Raw genomic sequence first — 19,932 nt, forward strand, 5'->3', positions numbered from 1 at the left:
CCGAAAACGTCCAGGGACAGGCTGCGGCCAACTAGCGGTGTTTAACGCGTTCTAAGGCGGGCAGGGCGTTGGGCGGGGGCGGGGGAGCTCGGCTGGGAGGTGCGGGTGCAGGCCGCGCTGCCACCGCCACCACCGCCACCACCGCCCGCGGTCATCGTGAGCATGCCCGCCCATTGCGAGATGACCGGTGGTGCGGGTCTGCGGCGCACCAGCGTGATGAGCTGGCAATGCAGTATGGGGGGAGGGCAACTGCCCGTGAGATGATGGCGCGCGACAGGCTGCTTCGCAGCGTTAGCGGTCCTTCCGACGGCGGACACGGACGACCGCAACGAGCCACTATGCGGCCAGGCTGCAAACACTGCCGCACTAGACTGCAAACTAGGCGTACTTAGGAAGGTGAAGACGGTGCTTAGGCTTTGGGCGCGAAACCCACCGCATTCGCCACCCGCCCGCGCAGGCACTTGGACCACAGGCGGCGCTGCAGCGAGGGCGGCACCTCCCGCCAGGCGATGAGTTCGCGACTTCGTAGTTGCCGTGCGCCGACATCGCTGCGCAGTTCTCGTGAAAGGTGACTAGGTGGACCTGTTCGCAGTCCACGATCATGCGCAAGAACTCCTCTGGGTCATCGACGCCCGCCGCGACATGGCATTCAAGTTGTGTTGGGCCGGCGCGCGAACCCACATCACCTCCTCGTAGATTGCGCTCAGGCGCGCGTCGATGTCTTGGGGCAGGAAGGGCATCTGAGTATCTGGCGCTTGGGTCTAGGTTACCGCTGGCGACTGGCCCGCGTCAGGAACAGAACGAGAGTCACCCTACTAGAAGACTGACCATTTTGAGCCCGTCGCAGCCCATCAGCATTGACCGCCAGGCGCAGAATCTGCCCTGCCGATCCGCTGAAGTGTTGCGATCCCCTCGAGTGTTGATGTGCCATCCAACCACTTGTGGGACAACGAGATCGCAAATTTTCCCGAAATTACGCTACTAGCACCGCATACAACGCATGAAGATCAAGAAAATCGCGCTAACCAATGTCAGAAGTTTTTTGGGACGTCAGGAACTCCTCCTTGATGGCGACATATCCATCATCATTGGACCGAATGGAGGAGGCAAAACAAATCTGCTCGACGCAGTCGTGGTGTCCCTTAGAAAAAGCCTCTTTGCCTCTGCATACCCCGCCCAAATATCTGGCGGGAACGGTCAAGAAATGGTGTATGAGTTCAGACAAAACGATCAACTAAATCAGATGACGCTTGAAAAGCATTCGCGCGATCCCAATGCGCCCCAAGTTATCGAGATTGAAATTGAAATCACAAAACCTGATCTTGACAACATGAGCGTCATGAAAAAAGATGCCAAACCCCTGATGGAACTGGCATCTAGGCGCTATCGAAATCTAACTCTGAATGAGGCGCTAAATTGGCAACTGGAGAAATTAGCTCCAGGCACGCGAGTAGTTTATCGCATCCAAGATGGCTCGATTTCTCATGACAACTCCGTTGAGGCCATTCTTTTCCTTCAGTACCTCAGAATATACGAGATGGATAAGCGAGTGCGAGAGGATTATAAATACGATCGCCTCTCGTTGCCAGTTTTGTACTTGCCTGTAACGCGCGCATCATCTGGATTTCAATCAAGCATTGGATTGGCAGGGTACAACGAGTTCGAAACAAAGAGAGGTCTTGATGCCGTGAGCTCGCGATCGGGTGGAAGTTATGTCCAACTAGCAATTGGACGACTTGCCCAGAAATATAGATTACTTCTTGAGGAGGACAGAGGGCGAGCGCAAACTGATTTTGCGGACGATCCCAACATGAAACAGCTGACTGAGATATTGCTGGAACTCGGCTATGAATGGAAGCTCGAGACCCTCAATCCGATGACAAACGAATACAACATACGGCTCAGCAAGCAGGGCACGTCGTTCTTGGTCAACGCGGCGTCGTCTGGGGAGCGGGAGCTTCTCACCTATCTCTTTGTCATATTTGGACTCAACGTTCGAGACGCCTTGGTCGTGGTCGATGAACCGGAGCTTCACTTACATCCGAAATGGCAACGGATTTTGCTTTCAATTTTTGCAAAACTCTCGGCCGCAACCGGAAATCAATTCCTCATAGCAACGCATTCACCCACCTTCATTTCTCCGCAGTCAATTCAGTATGTATCGAGGGTGTCATCGGTGAAGCAAGAAAGTCAGATAGTTCGGCTAAATAGCAACACATTGCCCGAGGCAAAACATCTCCTAAACATTATCAACAGTCAAAATAACGAGAGGCTATTTTTTGCTGATGCCGTTGTTTTGGTTGAAGGAATTTCCGACAGACTGGTATTTGAACGCATTCTGGACGAACGTTCAAAAGGACGCGAGGCGAAGCCCATCATAGAAGTAGTTGAAATTGGCGGCAAGGGATTTTTCGGAGCCTACAAAAAGCTACTTGAGGCGTGTCATATTCCATACTCCATCATCGCGGACCGGGACTACATTGAGCAAATTGGATCTTTAAAGCTAAAGCAACTATTTAAAACCAACACCAAAGAGATCAAGGAGGACGTAATTGAAAATATCAAGAGTATCGATGCATCCACCATGGTCGCCGCCATTGAGGCTGCCTTAGGTGGCGGAAGCTGGGATCAATCTCGTGAAATTTGGGAGTACATTAAATCACGGCGGCGCGAACTCCGGCATGATTTAACATCCGAGGAAATCAAGGCGCTCGATGACTTCATCAACGAGCTCGCCGCACAACGAATTTACCTACTTAGGCAAGGCGCAATTGAAGCGTATCTTCCAATCGGACACAAAGGAAAGGATTTGGAGAAAGTGATAGGCCTCTGCGCATTGTCGGGCTTTTGGAACGAACTGCCGTCAGAGCATCGCGATGAGCTTGCAACAATATGCGATGCAATTTGGAATTTTCATAGCCGGAGCAGTACCACTCCTTCCGACAACAATGCAGTCATGACGGAGTGAAGGGGTCACTCGAAAGTCGCACTACAGGATCAGTCAGACCTGTTCTTGCGTAGAGACTCTCGCATCGCCGTGGACCACATTGTTGCTGTCCTCCCCGGAGGACGAGAATTGCGAGTCCACGGCGAAGTTTGTCGGAAACGGAGAGATTCGAATACTCCCTGCGGCTCTGGAGATTGAAAGTGGAATGCGCCGCTGAACAGACTTCTGGACGTCCGCAATCGGCCACTGAGCGGGTCTCGAGGTCGACTCCGCCGAACTTCGGCAACCAGTCTTGAAGCGTCATCTCAGTGATCCCTCGGATCGCCGGCGGCGCACACGCGTGCCCTATGGCGGCTCATCAGGTAGGCGTGCGCCTGCGGCGGCGTGGAGCTCAGTTGCGCGGTCGACGCCGCATACGCGCCTAGTGCGCAGATCGCGGATCGCCGAGGCGAAATCCTTGACAAAGCGCTCGCTGCCTTTAACGCCAGCAACGGCACCCAGCACGGGCATCGAGGCGCCGACAGGTAGGGTAACGTCGCTGTTGATCGCGCTTTATGCCGGCGGCAACACTAAATAAAAGACGTGGAACATGGCGTCATGGGCGCCGTGCCTGTGCCAATCTCGGTTCGAGAAAAGTGTCGCGCGAATCGGGAGACCATTCTGAGTAACATGCCGGTCTTTGAGCGTGAGCGAGAAGCTTCTCCCCGAGCCAGCTTCGCCTTGCGGCACATTGCACACCCTCCACTCGATCCGGTACGAGTCGTCGAGAAAGCTCTCGTCCGGCTGCACCTCCAACTGCAAAGTATCCCCCGGACGGAGCTGCGTTCCCTTGAAATGAAATTCGCATCCTTCGGTTCGATCAACCTGTCCGCTATTCCCCCAGTCATCCCAGACTCGGAGGAAGGACGGTGCGTTATAGGTTTGAGCCAAGTTATGTCTCGCGTAGTAGGCCTTTAGGGACTCGATCACATCGGCTGAATAGCACGCCACGCGCAAGGCTTGATGCCGCGTAATCTCGTTCGCATGCGCGAGCGGATTTCGCGCCTCGACAATCCGATCGAGAAAGGTGCGCGCCTCGGGCGCGCCGTCAGGAAAAGCGTCTTTCAAGCCGTCTTGGAAGCGGGGGCCGTATAGCTGCGGATGGCAGAGGATGGTGACAAGGTCATCGAAGAGCAGCGCATCAACCTCGCGCGGATAGCGCGATGGTTCGCGGCCGCGGCGATCCGCGACCTGATTTTTGATGTCCTGCTTGATGGGCAGGGCCGCCAAGGTCCCACCGAAGTGCGCGCTTACCGCATCGTCGATCAGGCGCCGCAGCCAACGCTCCAACGTTTCGATCTGGTGGCGAACGATGCTACGCATCTCGTCCGTGGACATATTGCGGAACGGCATCGCTTCTTCCTCTTTTTCCGGTGAGAGCAAGTGTCGCTTAGAACAATATCATGACATTCGGACGATCGACTGAAAGACCGATACTGGTTGACAACCCACGTCATACTCGAAGCCGAAGGACGGCAAGAAAGTCTTGAAGCAACGCTCGCTCCAGGCAGCTTCGCAGCGGTTGCTGTCGGCGAATGGCCGCACCCTGAACTCGCGGTCCAAGGGTCATTCCGGGTGCCGCGGGCCGTGCGTATCCTACGACCGATTTCGAGGGTTGCGCCGACCTCGCCGGAGTTTTAACCGGCTGTGATTATGCGACGTCCGCTCTCTGGAGACTTGAACTGGTACTCCCGACCGACTGCAGACTTTTCGAGTGGTGATCGCATAAGCTTAAAGCAGTGGTTCATCACGAGGGGAGCCTTCTGGGCGCAGCAGCTTCGAGGTCAATCACCGGCTAGAGTTGCAGCGGCCGCAAAGGCTCAGTAAACAAGCGAAACATATGCCGGTTCGATTCGAGGACATTCTTTGCACAACGCGTGGCCAAGACGATGCGTTTGAGGAGCTGACGTGCCAGCTTGCCCGTCGCCGCCGACCGGAGAAGGCTGTCGAGTTCAGGCGCATCCACGGCGCCGGAGGGGACGGCGGTGTCGAAGGCTACTGGGTGCTGGCGGACGGTAGCGAGGTCGGCTACCAAGCAAAGTACTACATGCGGTCCGGTGAAGTCCGCTGGGACGCGATCGACGAGTCAGTTCAGACTGCCCTAAAGCTGCATCCCAAGCTCCGCACGTACGTCATCGCGCTCGCCTGCGACCTTACTGACAGGACCGTACGCAAGGGAAAGACCGGCTGGGAAAAGTGGGAAGAGCACAAGAAGGCCTGGGAGGCGCAAGCGACGAGCTCACTCGGCCACGAAGTTGCCTTTGAACTTTGGACCGCGACTGACCTGCGGGACATGCTCGGATTGCCCCCGATGGCGGGCATGCTGGCGCGATGGTTCGGCGAGTTGTCTCTCGACCCAGAGTGGCTTGCCGAGCGAATAAAGCGAGCTGTCGCCGACCTGGACGAGCGCTATCACGCCGAAGACAACGTGCCCGTTGGCGTCGAGCAGCTGTTCGATGTGCTCGTCCGCAGTGACAAGGCCCTTGAGCGCTTCCGAGAGCGTCTTGGCCTCATCAGGGACGCTGCGCACCGACATCTCGGCAAGGTGCCCGGCGATCCCGGGCCGCGCACCGAACAAGTGGAGCACGCTCGCACCGATGTTGCGGGCGTCTTGGCGGTCGCGTCCGCACTCAATGGCTCACCTTGGGTGCCTTGGGAGGCTGAAAGGTGGGCATCCCTGGCGAGCCTAGCCCAGGGCAGCGTGTCCGTGCTGGCAACCTCGATCCGGGACGAGGCGAGAAAAGCCGCCAGGCTCGCCGACAAGGATGTGCAAGACATCCTCGTTGGCCTCGGTCAGCTAGCCCAACAGGTTGAACTGCTCGGCAAGGCCTGGTCTAGCAGCGCCTTGCACGCGGAACACGAACGGGCGGTCCTGTTGTTTGGTCGCGGGGGCTCCGGCAAGTCTCACCTCCTTGCCGGCCAGGCAGAGCGAGCGGTGGCGGAAGGGCGGCCGGCCGTGCTGGTGCTGGGTCAATACCTGCGTCTAGGCCCCATCTGGCCGCAGATCCTCAGCCGACTCGGCATCGTGGGTCCGCCGGAGACGTTCCTGCAGGCGCTGGACTCGGCCGCCGAAGCAGCGAGCAAGCGCGCGCTTTTCTTGGTCGATGCGCTGAATGAAGGAGCAGGCGCAAGTCTCTGGCGAAGCGAAGTCGCGAGTTTTCTAGCGACGTTCAAGCCGTTCGAGAACATCGTGTGCGTGCTCAGCTGCCGATCGGAGTACCTGCCGTATGTGGTGCCGAAGACGGTCGAAGTTCGAGTTCCACAGTTTGAAGTTCGCGGCTTCGAGACGCTCGAGGAGCAACAGGCAGCTGCCCGGGTGTACATGGACCACAAGGGGATTGCTCGCCCGAGCTCACCATGGCTGGCCGAGGAGTTCAGAAATCCGCTATTCTTGCGCAGCGTGTGCGTCGCCCTGCAACGCGAAGGCAAGCATGAGTTTCCACGTGGGCTCGTGGGCATCAAGAGGATTCTGGCGCTGTACCTCGAGAGTGTCGCCCGACATCTTGCGCCCGCCTACGACGGTAGCGACGATCTCGTGGTGCCGACGCGGACAGCGCTTTCGTCGATCGCGCGGGCCATGGCCGCCAACCGGCGTGACCACCTCTCAAGAGACGCCGCCGACGCTATCGCCCGTTCAATCTTCGCGTCCTTCGTGCAGCCTGACAACCAGACTTGGTTGGAGACAATCCATCGCAGTGGCCTGTTTCGCTTCGACCCGGACCCGGAGCTCGTTGTAGCGGCCGATGATCCACTGCCGGAGAGCATCGACGTCGTCCGGTTTTCATTTCAGCGGTTCCAGGACCAGCTGATGGCGGAAGCCTTGCTCGAAGGAGTCACTGACGTCATCGGCGCGTTCACCGTAGGTGGCCCACTGCACTTTCTAACCGACGACCGACAGTGGGCGATGGGGGGTCCAGGTCTCATCGGCGCGCTCGCCATTCAGATACCTGAGCGGTACGGGGAGGAGCTGATCGACGTCATGCCCGGCGGACTTCCGCGGTGGCGGGGCTTCAAGGTGATGAAGCCGGCCTTCGAAGACAGCCTTCGCTTGCGGGCCCCCAGCGCATTCAGCGGACGAACGGCTGAGCTGTTCGCGCAGTGGATCGCAAATGGAAGACGGACCGTATCGTTGCTCCTCGAGCTGACGACAGTTGCTGACCATCCTTGGAACGCCGAGGGCATGCATGCTCGCCTTAGCGCAACGCCGATGCCCGAGCGAGACCTCCGGTGGACTCTCGCGCTCAATGAGATTGACCGCGACGACGGAAGTCACGGGCTGAACGTGCTGTTCCAGTGGTGTGCGAGCCCAGAGGCCAGGACGGCGATCAACCGAACGCGAGAGCTCGCCGCCTTGGCGCTCGCCTGGTGCCTGACCTGTACCAACCGCCCGGTTCGGGACACGGCGACGAAGGCGCTGTCGCACCTGATGCTCGCCCAGCCGGACCTACTGCTGTATTTGGTCGACAAGCTGAAGGACGTCGACGATAACTACGTGCTCGAGCGGCTGTGGGCAGCAGCGTTTGGCGCGTGCAGCCACAACCCGACTCGGGGAAGGCTTCAGCTGTATGCACGGGCGGCTTGGTAATCGGTCTTCTCCTCCTCGCCGCGAAAGGACCTGCTGCTACGGGACTACGCGCGCGCCATCGTCGAGCTGGCTGCTCATGTCGGTGCCGAAATTGGGGACTTAGATGTGGCTCGTTGCAAGCCGCCGTATGCCGAGACTGGTGTAGAACCGAAGAAGGTTCCAAAGCTGACTTCTGCGGCCGACAGCAAGCTGAGCAGAGGGGCGCAACGCATCGTCTCGTCGTGCTTGCACCTTGGCGACTTCGGAGACTACGAGATCAAGCCCACGGTGCGCCGGATCACAGCGGTCACCTTGGATACCTTGCCCATCGCGACCAAGGAGTCGGCATTCAGGAATTTCAGGTCCACTGTTCTTGCCGACAGGATCGATAGGGTCGCAGCTTTCCACGACCTCGAGGAACATCTGCGCCTGATGCACATGCCGCAGATGGTGAAGCGAGAGAGCAAGTTGATCTTCGAGCGGAAAACTCCGTCGAAGCGCGAGGTGGCTCGAGCCGAGCTTCTACGCAAGCGCTTTCTCGCCCTGCTGTCGCCAGAAGAGTTGCGAAGCTTCCAAGAGGACGCGGTGCCTTGGTTGGACGACAGCCACTCGGAACCTGCCGAACGTGTTGACGTCGAGCGTTGTCAGACTTGGGTTGCGATGCGTGCCATCAAACTAGGCGGGCCCGCCATTGAGGTCGAAGGACCTCAATCTTCCTCCAGCAGCGAGCGGCCTGTCGTTGAGAGGCTGGGCAAGAAGTATCAGTGGCTCGCGTTGAGCGAACTGCTGTGCGGCTTGGCATCCACATTGTGCCTGGAGTCAGGGTGGCAGGAGGACCGCACTCTGCGTCCTTACGATTTTCCAACGGATCTCGGTTTCGTCAGGGATGTCGACCCGACAGTGCTTTCTCACGATCCTGGGCTGACCGCCCGGCCAGACGACGTCTGGGCGTTCGACGAGCCCATCACCCTGGAGGAGGTCGCCGAGGACGAGCTGAGCGCGTGGCCGGCGCGAGATAACCCTAGTAAAGAGTTTGACAAGAAGGTTGCGCGCATTGACGCAGGCGGCCAACGATGGGTCGTTCTCTACGAGCACGTGCACAAGACCGAGCGGTACCTCGAGAAGTCGGTGGAACATGGCATGCGTCAACAGGAATTTCGGCGCATCTTCAGTGTGTTCGTCGAGACTTCGCGTCTCGAGGAGTTCATTGCCACACTCGTGGAAGACAAGGACATCAACGTCAGCCACTGGGAGGTCCCTCAGGTAACGGATGGCCCGTACCTCGGCGAGATCTTCTGGAGGGCGACTGCGCCGATGGAGCACTGGTCAGACAGAGGCGTCCGGGTGCCACCTTCTATCCGCCTGGCGTACCCAATTTGCCAATACGTGTGGGAGTCGCACCTCGACCTCAGCCTCGCGGAGGGCGCTCGGGCGTACTTGCCGGCCTATTGGCTTGCGAACAAGTTGAAGATGACCGTCTTGCCGAGTGCTGGCGACACGCTCGTCGACTCTGCAGGGCAAGGTGTCTTCATTCGCAAATTTAAGGAAGAGGACAACGTAGTGCTCCTGAGCGAGGGCGCGCTGGAACGTCTGAGGCGTGAAGCCGGCCTGAGCTGCGTGTGGCTCCTGGTGGCGGAGCGCAATGCATGGCCAGGAGGAAGCAACGCCGCCGCAACTTGGCGCCGCGCCGAAGGCGTGGCATGGATGGACGGTGGCCGCGTTGTCAGCAGGACATGGACGCGCGACGGATCAGCGATGGAAGTCGGCAAGGGATCGCGCACTGGTCCTCGCAAACGAGGAGGGAAGTAGGCCGCCGGCCTTAACTCGCCAATGTGCTGTCGGCCAGACGCCGCTGCCCGGCCTCCACTGCTCGGAGGTCGCGTCGGGGCGCCGAAACCTCGCAGCGCGATGAACCAGAACTCGCCGGCACATTGCGAAGCTAGACTCAGAAGTCGATGACCGTACTGCGCGGACCGTCCGCATGGGCAGGGCGCTCGGTGAACGACTCGATAGCGGGTCGGCCTCGATCACCAGCCAGTTCCGAAATGCGTCGTAGTTGCCCAGGCTCAGGCGCCGGGAGGGCTTGGGGCTGAACATCTGATGCGCCGGCCCCAACCACCGCGTGGAAGCAGCATTGGGCGGCCGAACCAAGCCGAACAGTTGATCCGACCAGTTCGTCATGGAAGTAAAGATGGTTCTTCCGCACTTGATGTGACGACACGGTGCCGGCGGCATGATCGACGTCCAACTTCAACGGAGGGGTGCGATGATTGTCATTCCCGGTCTGACGAGTTCACTTGCAGGTGTCGGCAAGCGAATCATCGAGTGGCACGAGGAGAACGAGCGCCTTTTCGTGGAGGCGACCAGTTCAACCCGATGGGCCGAATGTCCGAAATGTTCGCGCCGCAGCGACCAGGTACACGGTCGCTACCATCGTCAGCTCGACGATCAGCCCTGTTTCGGTCATCCCGTGACAATCTCGATCGAGGTTCGTCGCTTCAAGTGTGGGAATGCGAACTGCAAGCAGCGCACTGCGGGCACTGGGCTACGCGCTCGGCGGCGCGGCAGCCCCTCGACTGGCAGCCCGCCTCGGCATGCGCATCAGCGACGACACCGTGCTGCGCGAGCTGCGCCGCGCCGGATGCCAGCCGCCAGAGACAGCGCCCGTCGTTGTCGGCATCGATGACTGGGCAATGGCCCGCGGCCATCGGTATGGGACGATCATTGTCGATTTGCAATTGCGCAGGCCCATCGAGCTAATCGGCAACAGGGAGACGTCAATGGTCGCCGACTGGCTCTTACGTCACCCGACTGTCACGGTGGTCGCCAGAGACCGGGCCGGTGCCTATTCGGACGCTGTTCAAAGCGCAGCACCTGCAGCGCAGCAGGTCGCCGATCGCTGGCACCTTCTGAGCAATCTGCGGGAGGTAGTGGAGCGCCTTTTGATGCGTCAGTCCGCGTAGCTGCGAGAAGCGGCGAGGCTGGTGGGCCAAGCACTGTACGTTGGACGTGAGCCGCTCAGGGCAGACAACGGCGCCAAGGTACTCGCGCTCACCATCTGGCAGCGTCTCGGGATCGACCGCCGCGCGGCACGACTCGCCCTCTACGAAGAGGCCGTGCGTCGGCACAATCTCGGAGAGACTTTCAAGGCGATCGGCCGCGCGATGAACCTTGACCAACGCACCATAAGCAACTTCATTCGCTCCGGCTCGTTTCCCGAACGGGCGCAGCGCACGAGGGGTTACCAGATGCTCGATGCCCATCGTGAATACGTCGACTTCCGCACCGCAGAAGGCTGCGTCAGCGCCACCCGTGTCTGGCACGAACTGCAAGGCCAAGGCTTTGCGGGCAGTCGAAACACCGTGCGCAATGAGATGGCGCGAACACGCGCCACGGCGCAGCAGCCACACGGATCTCCAACCGGTGTCGAACGCTTTGCTCGCCCTTCACCAGGGCGGGCCTATGCCTGGCTCGTCGGCTGGGACGATCGCGGCAATCACGAGCGGAAGCACAGCGATCACAAGCGGTTCGTCGATACCCTTTGCAGGATCGAACCCTCGATCGCCATCGCCGGTCACATGGCTCGGCATTTTCTTGGGCTGGTCCATCGTCGCGACGTCATCGGCTTCGACGGCTGGCTCGCACGGGCACGCAGTTGCGGTGTACCCGAACTGCGCCGCTTCGCGGTTGGGCTCAAGGGCGACTTGTCAGCGGTACGCGCGGCGTTTGAATCGGTCTGGAGCAGCGGACAGGTCGAAGGGCAGGTCAACCGACTCAAGTTCCTCAAGCGCCAGATGTACGGTCGTGCAAGCCTCGACTTGCTGCGGATTCGAACGTTGCACCCCAATTGAAACGAGGGCCGTCGTCACATCAAGTGCGGAAGAACCGCTTTTACTACTCTTCACGACAGCCGGCGGCAAACGATCCCGGAAGCGGTCTTTGGATCCTCGCTGCAACTGTGCGTGCTACGTCAACCAGCGCGCGCACGAGGCGTCGTGAGTTTGCGAGCGTCCAAAGGTTGCCAACTCACGCGGATCGTCTTTGCGCCAAGCACGACCATCGGTACCAAGGTGGCAGTTCCAGCATCCTCGCCAACGATCCGCTTGGCGCCCAACGCCAACTTCACTTCGTGGGTGCGAGGCTTGATCTCCAGAGTGCGAGTGAAGAACTCCGATCGCTCACCGGCAAGGAGGCGCTGCGCGCCCTCATGAGCCGCCAAAAGCGTCATCGGCCCCATACAGTTCACCATTAGGTGTGGATGCTTGACAAACAGCTCTTCGAACAGTGAGTTCGACAGCTTGGTCGCGAACGCAGGTTGGTGCACGGCAAGCCGCAGGCTGCCATCCCGTGCCACGACTTCGAAGGAGGCCTCTTTCTTTTGCGGTGGGACGTCCACCCTGAGGCTGAAGGCTTCCTTGAACTTGGACACGCACACCAGCCCATGCCCAGCCCCCCTGGGCACAAACTGCAGACTTCCTGAGACGTCCGCGCCCGCCGTGAGATCGGCTATCGCCTTGACACTCGTGGCTCCCTTGACAGCCAGCTTACTGGCGCAAACCTCGTAGAAGCCCGACATGCGTCCAGACACCTTGACATCACCTAGCGGGTCGTCCACCAAGTTGATGAATCCCTTGTTGACCTCGCACCCGAGCTTTTTGAGTGTCTTGCTCATCTCGCACATCGGCTTGTTCGATACCTTCCTCCATTCGCACCTACTTCGATCCACGCTCTTGTCCACCTCGCAGCCGGCCTTGCTCAAGGTCTTCGATGCTTCGCACGAAAACTTACCGAACCCACCTTTGCACTTCTTCTTCGGTCGGCATTCTTGATTCGGCTGGCACTCCCGCCGTTGGGCGCACTCGTCCAATTGGCGGCACTCAAACCTCGGCGAATTGGCCAGTCTGACCGTCTGATTGGTTTTAAACGTCTCGTCCGCCACGCGGTCGGAGAAGCAAATGTTCGTCACGCCTTTGAATCCATCCTCTATGACGGTGTTCAGGTAGCTTCGCCAAATCAGCGCTGTGGCGGCAGCTTGGGGCAGAGGCTTCACTTCTTGTTGGCGCAGCGCAGCCGCGAAGCAATCTCTCAATTCTTTGCTCAGCCGAACGCGGTCGGCCTCGGTGTGCGGTTGGGACGGCGCCACCGCGTTGCAGGCTTGAGTCGTATTCGGCGCAGCGGCGCCGGGTCCGACGGGCCCAAGCTCAGCTAGGATTTGGACTTGGCCCTTGGTGACGTACAACGCCGAGCGCTTGAGTGTCAGTCGGGTGCTCGGCGGCGTCGCCTCCCACTTGACGCTCAGACGTCCCTTGGCCTGCGCTACGGCCTCGCTCCAGTCGAGCATGAGCTCGTCGGGAATTCGAATGGGCGTCGGAGTCATCAAACCTGCCAGCCGATCCGTCAGGAAATTGACGGCCAGTTCCGCGAAGCTCGATAGATGGCCAGGCAGCCTATGTTCAATCTCTGCCCAGGAGAGGTAGGGATAGCAGAACAATTCGCCATCTCTTACCGAGAATATGACGAAACCAGCGGCCCGTCCGGGCAAACGCAGCGTCACCCCCGCGAAGCTGACCTCGGACTTGAATGTCAGCTCGATACGCGCGCCTTGGCCATCCAGCGTGGCGCTGACTGTCTCAACGTTGAGACTGTTGATGCGAAATAGCAGGCCCGCCTCTTGTGAGCTCACGACTCGCTTGGCTGCCGCCCTCAGGGACTCCTCGAGGTACGGCCTAATCACATCATGGGAAAGCGAAAAGTAGGCGGTCGGAGTGATCAACTTCAGGCTATCGAGCGAGGCCTGCATCGAGATGACCTGCTGCTCCAGGTAGTCGACCTTCTGGGGTACGACCTTGCGGATCGCTTCCGTCCGCGCCGCGCCTGGCGAACGGGGCTGAGCCCAGGGCGCAGTCGCGAGCAGGATCAAGCATGCTCCGAGCAGCACGCTTGCCAGCATCCCCGCCCGCCGGCCCGAGCGGCTCGGCGGCGTTCCCCGATGGCACGATTTCGTCATGTTCGCCTCCAACCGGTTGGCCCTCCTGAGCGCCGACGGAACGGATACGTGACGTTGGCGTGGGCCGCTCGAACTTAGCGTCCGACGTGCGATTGGACGCTCGCAATCGAAACTCGTAAAGTGGGAGCCGACGCAACAGTCCCCAAACGGGAGTACGACAGCGCGCCTCCGTCGGAATAAGCTGCAGCGCCACGAGGCATTGCTTCGGAAGCGGCTTGCCGGTCAATGGCGATCGTGCGATAGGAGTTGCTCATGAGTGAACGCGCCGTGCGCCAGGTCTGGTCGCTGCTGGTGGCCTCCTTGCTGATCTTTTCCTTCTACGCCTATCTGCGAAACGTGGGTCTTCCGGAGTCCGAGGATCCATCGCGCGGATTGCTCGGTTATAAGGCACGGGCCACGCCGCAGCTCGCCGCGATCACTCAAAATACGCTGCTGCTGTTCATCTCGATCGTGACGCTGCTTTGGATGAAGGGGCGCCATCTCGAGCGCGCCGACCGGTTCCCGGTCTTCTTCTTCGATCGCAAAGATGTGGATCCTAAGACGCCCGGCGGCCGCCTCTTTCAATGGTGTTCGTTCATCCTCTTTTTTCTGGTGCCCGTGATCGCCACCATCTACATGACGTACAGGTTCTACAAAGGCAAGGTGTTCTTCCAGGACATAGATCTCATCAAGGACCAGTGGAGAAACCACTTCAAAGTGTGCGAGTTGCGCGTCACTGAAGGCGCAAAGCCGGATGACATCCTCTGGTATGGCTACCGTGAGTTCGATGCGCAGACTCAGGATTTCATGAAAGGGCCCGAGTACTTGTGCGGCACGGGGTGGGGGGTGGGGATCTTGAGCGCAGCAGCGCTCATCCTGTGGGTATGGGTCGTCGCCAGAATATTGATCGGAAAGCCCCAGAAGAAGCCTTCAAAGCCCGTGGTCGTTGATCTCGTCGCTGCAACTTCAGAATGCTGACTTTCTGGACACTGGGCTCTGTCACCGGCGAATATGCGCGGTTTTGAAAAAGGTGCTCATGGCAAGTGAGCGTCCTGTCGTTCCATCTTGACCCGGGCCGCAGCCCGTAATCCTCAAGAGACGGTCGTGGATCCAACGAAGGCGACGCACTCCACGAGGTCGAGGGCGGCCTGCAGCAGGTATTTCTCGGCATCGGTACGCACACGCAGCAAGTCGTGGTCGCCGAGGTATCCGTAGACGAACGCGAGCAGGTAGCGCTCGGGATGCTCGTCGCAGAACTGCTGCGCGACCTGGCCCGCCAGCCCGCCCGGCAATCCCTCGTTGAAGCGCGCGCGGGCCGTCAAGCGCTGCATGCACCTGGCCTGCACGTCCTCCGAGACGATCGGCCACGTATGGCCGCTGCGCTTCATCGCCTGGAACGTCACCAGCAGGATGTGCAGCGGCACCTCCAGTTGCACCATGCCGACTCGCATCCGAGGCAGCGCAAGGATCGAGGCGAGCAGGTTGGGCTGCTGAGCAAAGATCTCGTCGGCCAAGCGCACCTTCTGTTCCTGGTCCATGCCGTTGACGTCGATGGCCGCCTGGACCATCACGGCCTGCGTGATCACGCCCATTTGTCAGCTCTGCCGCCAGCGATGCGGCAGCAGTTCATCGAGCCGGTGGCTCGGATGCGAGTGGATGCGCGCCAGCACGTCGCGCAGGTACGCCCACGGATCTTGACCATTGAGCTTGGCGGACTGCACCAGACTTCTATGGGGACTGTAGTCAAGGGGCCAGATGAGCACTATGGCGGCACTGGGCCTAGAAGACTTGTGAGCGTCCAATGTGACCCAAGGCGGGGGAAATCGATAGCCACGGCTCGATGCCGGGCCAAACTTCTATCCGTGCGAGGCCCTCGAGCCAGGCACCACATGCCACATGCGCGCCAAGTGCGCCGGCAATCCCCACTTTCGAACGCGCCCCTTCTCAATGAACGGTCAGCATGCAGCGACCAGCTGGTGCCTCGGGCGCGTTGACCTTCGATCATGATGACTCTGCTGGACGTGTGTTGAGCAGTTTTCTCAAGCAGTTGAGACAATAGACTTGAGGCGAGCTCCTTCGGGGCCCCGAACGACACGCAAACTCCCCCACTGATCGACACGTAAATTCCCCCGCCCCGGCCATTTGGCCGTGACGGAGTAGGCGGCGCCGGCGCTCCCGGCAGCCGCTTTCGGGCAGGACGTTACTTTCTGCCCCCTCAGCCATGAGGGGGTGTTGGAGTGAATGTCTTGAAGCCGCATTTGCAGACGACCATTTGGACCCTGTTGGGCGCCGGGGCCAGCCAACGTGAGATCGAGCGCGTGACGGGCATCGATCGCAAGACGATCCGGGGATACCAGAAGCGCTTCGCTGCCATGGCAGCAAACTCCCCCGGGGTGTCCACCGACCCCGGAGGGCAAACTCCTCCACCCCGTCCACCGGCTCCGACGCCCGCGCGCTCGCCCGCGACGGTCTCGGCGTGCGAGCCGCATCGCAGCTTCATCGAGGCGCAACTGAGGCTGCGGCGCAACGCCATGGCCATCTACCAGGATCTGGTCGACCAGCACGGATTCACCGCCCGCTACAGCTCGGTGATGCGCTTCGCGCGCAAGCTTCGCCAGCACGAGCCCGAACAATTCGACCGCCTGGAGTTCCTCCCTGGGGAAGAGATGCAAGTCGACTACGGCGAAGGCGCGCCAACGCGCGTGCCGGGAACCGACCGCTATCGCAAGCCGCGGCTGTTCGTCGCGACACTGCGCTACTCCAGGCGCAGCTTCCGCCGTGTCGTCTGGAAGTCCAGCCAGCAGACGTGGGCGCAGCTGCACGAGCAGGCATGGCGCTACTTTGGCGGCAGTTGCCGTTATGTAGTTCTGGACAACCTCAAGGAAGGCGTCGTCAAGCCCGACCTGTACGAGCCGCAGTTGAACTCCGTGTACGCGGCCACGCTGGCCCACTACGGCGTGATCGCCGATCCTGCCCGCGTCCGTGATCCCAATCGCAAGGGTTCGGTCGAGAACGCGATCGGTCACACCCAGGCCACGGCCTTGAAGGGACGGCGCTTCGAGTCACTGGCCGAGCAGAACGATTTCCTCGAACACTGGGAGACCAAGTGGGCCGCCTCGCGCATCCATGGCAGCGCGCGCCGTCAGGTGCAGGCGATGTTCGAGGAGGAGGGGCCGTTGCTGCAGCCGCTGCCGGTGCTGGGCATGCAGTACTTCACCGAGGCCCAGCGCACCGTGTGCGACGACAGCTGCGTGCGCGTCGATCACAGCAGCTACGGCGCGCGGCCGGCGCCCATCGGCAGCCACGTGCTGGTGCGCGTGTTCGAGCACCGCATCGAGATCCGTGACCTGAAGACCCAGGCGCTGCTGCGCAGCCACGAGCGTGTCGAGCGTCCCGGCAGCGTCGTGCTGCCGATGGAGGAGCGAGTCTTCAACCCTTCACGCGAGACCCGCCGCATCCTCGCGCAAGCCAAGGCGATCGGCAATGACGCCGAGCGGCTGTGCGAACTGCTGTTCGCCGTCGAAGGCCGCGTCGGCCAGCGCAAGCTCTGGGGCATCGTCCGCCTGGCCGATCGCTACCCACGCCGCCTTGTGGACCGCGCCTGTGCGCAGGCGATGCGCGACGGCATCTACAGCTACAGCCACGTCAAGAGGTTGACCGAGAAGATCGTCGCCGAAGCGCTGGCGGCCATCGAACGCACCGAAGAACCACGCCAGCTGGAACTCACGCTGACGCAGGAACACCCGCTGATCCGTCCCGCCGACATCTACGCCGAGTTGTTCTCTCGCTGTGCCTCGGCACAGCCTTCCGCTCCCCTGACCCCTGGAGGTACTGCGCATGACCATTAATGAGATCGAACGCACGCTGCGCGAGCTGCGCCTGTCAGGCATCGCCGCAACCCTGAACACCCGCGTCATGCAGGCGCAGGCCTCGCAGCAGCCGCTGCTGGAGACGCTTGCAGGATTGCTCCAGGACGAGCTCGACCGGCGCCACTCGCGCCTGACCGAGCGGCGCTTCAAGCAATCACGTCTCGATGAACGGCCCACGCTCGCCGACTTCGACTGGCGCTTTAACCCCAAGCTGCCTCGTCAGGCGTGTTTTGAGCTGCACACGCTGAAGTTCATCGCCGACGGCGCCAATGCCCTGATCATCGGCAAGCCAGGCACAGGGAAGTCGCATGTGGCCAAAGCCGTCGCCTACCAGGCCACCCTGCAAGGCCATGACGTTCGCTACCTTGAGGCCGACACCGAGTTCGCCCGCTTCGCACTGGCAAACCCCAAGGAGCAGACGACCCTGATGCGCGCATACGTCGAATCCGATCTGCTCGTGCTCGACGACCTCTTCCTCGCGCGGCGCATCTCCGACGCCGCCGCCGAGTTGCTCCAGACCATCGTGCACCAGCGCTACAAGCGCCGCGGCAGCATCGTCGTGACCTCCAACCGAGTCGTGCAGGACTGGGGCAAATACCTCGGCGATGCAACCATGGGAACCACCATCCTCGATCGACTGATGCATCGCGCCGTCATGCTCGAGTTCGAAGGAAGGAGCTACCGGCTGAAGGAGGCCGCCGCACGCCTGGCGATCGCAGCCGAGGCGTGACCGATCAATAATGCAACCCTTGTCCTGCCTGGAGGAATTTGACTGTCCACAGGTGGGGGAGTTTGAAGTGTCGATCGGGGTTCGGGGATAACTCCGTCGTTCAGGAAGCGCCACAATGCTATGGCCAGCCGCCTCGCGAGCGCGAAGATGCCCACACGTCGCATACGCATGCCAGCCGTCCTGAAGCGCCGGTTGAACCACTGCGTGAGTGCGCTGTCGGATTGACGCCGCAGCCAGCCCCAGGCCAGTTCTACCAGCATTGTCCGTACCCGTTTGTTGCCTGCCTTGCTGATACCCTGTTCGATTTCGCTGTCGCCGCTGGCGTACGGCGTGGGAGCCAGGCCCAGACTACCTGCCAGTTGGCGGCGGTTCGAAAATTGCCGCCACCCGAATACCTCCTTGACGAGCATCCATGCTCCGCGGACGCCGATCGCCCCCAAGCGCATGAGCTGGGCGACCATGGGCTGCTTGCCTTCGGCGAGCTCACGCTCGCGCTCGGTCTCGATTGCGCGAAACTGCTCCTTCACGAGCTTGAGACGGATGAGTTCGCGCTCAATCTTCGCGCGCAAGTGGGACGATGCAGTCGGCAACGGCCTGCTTGTCGCCGGCGTTGACGGTGTATCGACTCACGCTGCGGCCGCCATCCCCTACGCTGAGCTTCCAACGCTTGTCACTCAATTCGAAGCTTATGTACAGGTCACCGGCCTTTGCCGTATGGTCGTTGCGTGGGACTGTCCGGGTTGACGTCATGTCCGTACTCCTTCGCAGATGACGGTGTTTGAAACTGCCTTTCTAGCGCGAAGCCCTGGCTTGTCGAGGCCCACATAGCATCTCATGTGAACGGCGATCAGGAACCGCGCCTATTCGGCGGCGAGACGGCGCTTTTTGGCCAAGGGCTGGTGAGCTGCCGTTTGTGGTGAGCGGCGGCGAGGGCGTTTCTGGGCTGATCGTTCTTCGCGGGGGAAGTCGTCAGGCAGGCCGCCCTGCTGGGCGGCCTGCCTGACGGGCCACGTACTTTGGTGGGCAGCGCTGCTTGGTGAGTGCGATACAACTGCGCCGTGCCCGAGAGGTAGGCGGGCACGGCGTCGGCCTTTCGCGTGGCAGCTGGAACCGAACGCCGTGCCCTACACCGCGCCGATGAAGCGGGATGTGGTCGCAGTGTAGCCGGAGGTCCGGCGTAACACGGCACTGCATCGCGCTGGCGTGCCTCGGGAGTCCTCCCGAGGAGCCGGCAGTGGTCGACCATCCCGCCCGCCTGTTTGTGTGTGCGCGTTGCCGCGAGCAGGTGCTGCTGTGCAGCCGCTGCGACCGCGGCCAGCGCTACTGCGGCCGAGCGTGTTCGCGCGCGGCACGCCTGGAGTCGCGGCGCGCGGCCGGAAGCCGTTACCAGCGCAGTCGCGCCGGGCGCCTGGCCCACGCGGCGCGTTCACGCCGTTGGCGCCAGCGTCGCCAAGAGTGCGCATCTGAGCAGCGCGCCGATCAGGACGCCGCCGCACTGGACGGCGGCGTCAACTTCGTGACGCATCAGGGTAGCCCGGCGCCGGCGCTCGATGCTCCACTGACCCCGCCGCCGAACTCGCCGCCGCGGTGCCCGGCGCCCTCGTGTCGCCGAGCGCCGTGCGGTGCCGGCGCTGTGCTGCGCCGCTGCCGTCCTGGGTTCGCCAGAGCTTCCTGCGCCACGGCATGCGGCGCTGGCCGGCTCGCGTGATCGAGAGCCTCCCATTCCTGGGGGTGTGCACTGCAGCAATCTTCAACTGCGGGCCTTCTTGCCCAGATCGCGCCCCAGCCTCCATCCCT

At 61.1% G+C, this 19,932-nt stretch carries 12 protein-coding genes and 3 pseudogenes; 9 read left to right on the forward strand and 6 right to left on the reverse strand.

The window, feature by feature from the left end; translation table 11 throughout:
* Positions 1-1,000: 1,000 nt before the first annotated feature.
* The gene (locus AC3A6X_RS29870; protein WP_487845564.1) at positions 1,001-2,968 is read left to right on the forward strand and encodes an ATP-dependent nuclease; all 1,968 of its coding nucleotides are present in this window, start codon (positions 1,001-1,003) and stop codon (positions 2,966-2,968) included.
* Positions 2,969-3,499: 531 nt separating this feature from the next.
* On the opposite strand, the gene AC3A6X_RS29875 is transcribed toward AC3A6X_RS29870, so the two are convergent.
* On the reverse strand, positions 3,500-4,369 hold the full coding sequence (locus AC3A6X_RS29875; protein WP_487845565.1) for a hypothetical protein: 870 nt from the start codon (positions 4,367-4,369) through the stop codon (positions 3,500-3,502).
* Positions 4,370-4,826: 457 nt separating this feature from the next.
* Between AC3A6X_RS29875 and AC3A6X_RS29880 the strand changes: the two genes are divergently transcribed.
* The 5 genes and pseudogenes from AC3A6X_RS29880 to AC3A6X_RS29900 all read left to right on the forward strand — a co-directional run bounded on the left by AC3A6X_RS29880 (position 4,827) and on the right by AC3A6X_RS29900 (position 11,401).
* Positions 4,827-7,571 (forward strand): NACHT domain-containing protein, encoded by a 2,745-nt coding sequence (locus AC3A6X_RS29880; RefSeq protein WP_487845566.1) that lies wholly within the window; start codon positions 4,827-4,829, stop codon positions 7,569-7,571.
* Between the two features lie 105 nt (positions 7,572-7,676).
* Complete coding sequence (locus AC3A6X_RS29885) at positions 7,677-9,359, forward strand: HD domain-containing protein (protein WP_487845567.1); 1,683 nt, start codon at positions 7,677-7,679, stop codon at positions 9,357-9,359.
* Between the two features lie 457 nt (positions 9,360-9,816).
* A pseudogene (locus tag AC3A6X_RS29890) lies at positions 9,817-9,999 on the forward strand (ISL3 family transposase); the annotation flags it as partial.
* 61 nt (positions 10,000-10,060) lie between these two features.
* Positions 10,061-10,513, forward strand: a complete 453-nt coding sequence (locus tag AC3A6X_RS29895) for an ISL3 family transposase (RefSeq protein ID WP_487845568.1) — start codon at positions 10,061-10,063, stop codon at positions 10,511-10,513.
* A 411-nt stretch (positions 10,514-10,924) separates the two neighbouring features.
* Positions 10,925-11,401, forward strand: a complete 477-nt coding sequence (locus AC3A6X_RS29900) for a transposase (protein ID WP_487845580.1) — start codon at positions 10,925-10,927, stop codon at positions 11,399-11,401.
* Positions 11,402-11,520: 119 nt separating this feature from the next.
* Here the strand turns inward: AC3A6X_RS29900 and AC3A6X_RS29905 are convergent, their stop codons facing one another.
* Positions 11,521-13,557, reverse strand: coding sequence for a hypothetical protein (locus AC3A6X_RS29905; protein ID WP_487845569.1), 2,037 nt, complete (start codon positions 13,555-13,557; stop codon positions 11,521-11,523).
* A gap of 252 nt (positions 13,558-13,809) precedes the next feature.
* On the opposite strand from AC3A6X_RS29905, the gene AC3A6X_RS29910 reads away from it, so the two are divergent.
* Positions 13,810-14,514, forward strand: coding sequence for a hypothetical protein (locus tag AC3A6X_RS29910; protein WP_487845570.1), 705 nt, complete (start codon positions 13,810-13,812; stop codon positions 14,512-14,514).
* Between the two features lie 113 nt (positions 14,515-14,627).
* Here the strand turns inward: AC3A6X_RS29910 and AC3A6X_RS29915 are convergent, their stop codons facing one another.
* Together AC3A6X_RS29915 and AC3A6X_RS29920 are read right to left on the reverse strand one after the other, a co-directional pair.
* Positions 14,628-15,128: a hypothetical protein gene (locus AC3A6X_RS29915; RefSeq protein ID WP_487845571.1), complete on the reverse strand. Its 501-nt coding sequence runs from the start codon at positions 15,126-15,128 to the stop codon at positions 14,628-14,630.
* Positions 15,129-15,131: 3 nt separating this feature from the next.
* Positions 15,132-15,263: pseudogene (locus AC3A6X_RS29920) on the reverse strand (transposase domain-containing protein); the annotation flags it as partial.
* A gap of 510 nt (positions 15,264-15,773) precedes the next feature.
* Between AC3A6X_RS29920 and istA the strand changes: the two are divergent.
* Both istA and istB read left to right on the forward strand, forming a co-directional pair.
* A complete protein-coding gene (gene istA / locus AC3A6X_RS29925) occupies positions 15,774-17,384 on the forward strand; it encodes an IS21 family transposase (RefSeq protein ID WP_487845572.1) in 1,611 nt (536 codons plus the stop codon).
* Positions 17,374-18,135 (forward strand): IS21-like element helper ATPase IstB, encoded by a 762-nt coding sequence (gene istB, locus AC3A6X_RS29930; RefSeq protein WP_487845573.1) that lies wholly within the window; start codon positions 17,374-17,376, stop codon positions 18,133-18,135. Before istA ends, istB begins: the two co-directional genes overlap by 11 nt.
* Positions 18,136-18,218: 83 nt before the next feature.
* Here istB and AC3A6X_RS29935 read toward each other — a convergent pair.
* Both AC3A6X_RS29935 and AC3A6X_RS29940 read right to left on the reverse strand, forming a co-directional pair.
* A pseudogene (locus tag AC3A6X_RS29935) lies at positions 18,219-18,704 on the reverse strand (transposase); the annotation flags it as partial.
* Positions 18,688-18,885, reverse strand: coding sequence for a hypothetical protein (locus AC3A6X_RS29940; protein ID WP_487845574.1), 198 nt, complete (start codon positions 18,883-18,885; stop codon positions 18,688-18,690). The pseudogene AC3A6X_RS29935 and the gene AC3A6X_RS29940, both read right to left, overlap by 17 nt.
* Positions 18,886-19,932: the final 1,047 nt, after the last annotated feature.

The organism is Variovorax sp. Soil_C_12 (genome assembly GCF_057657375.1).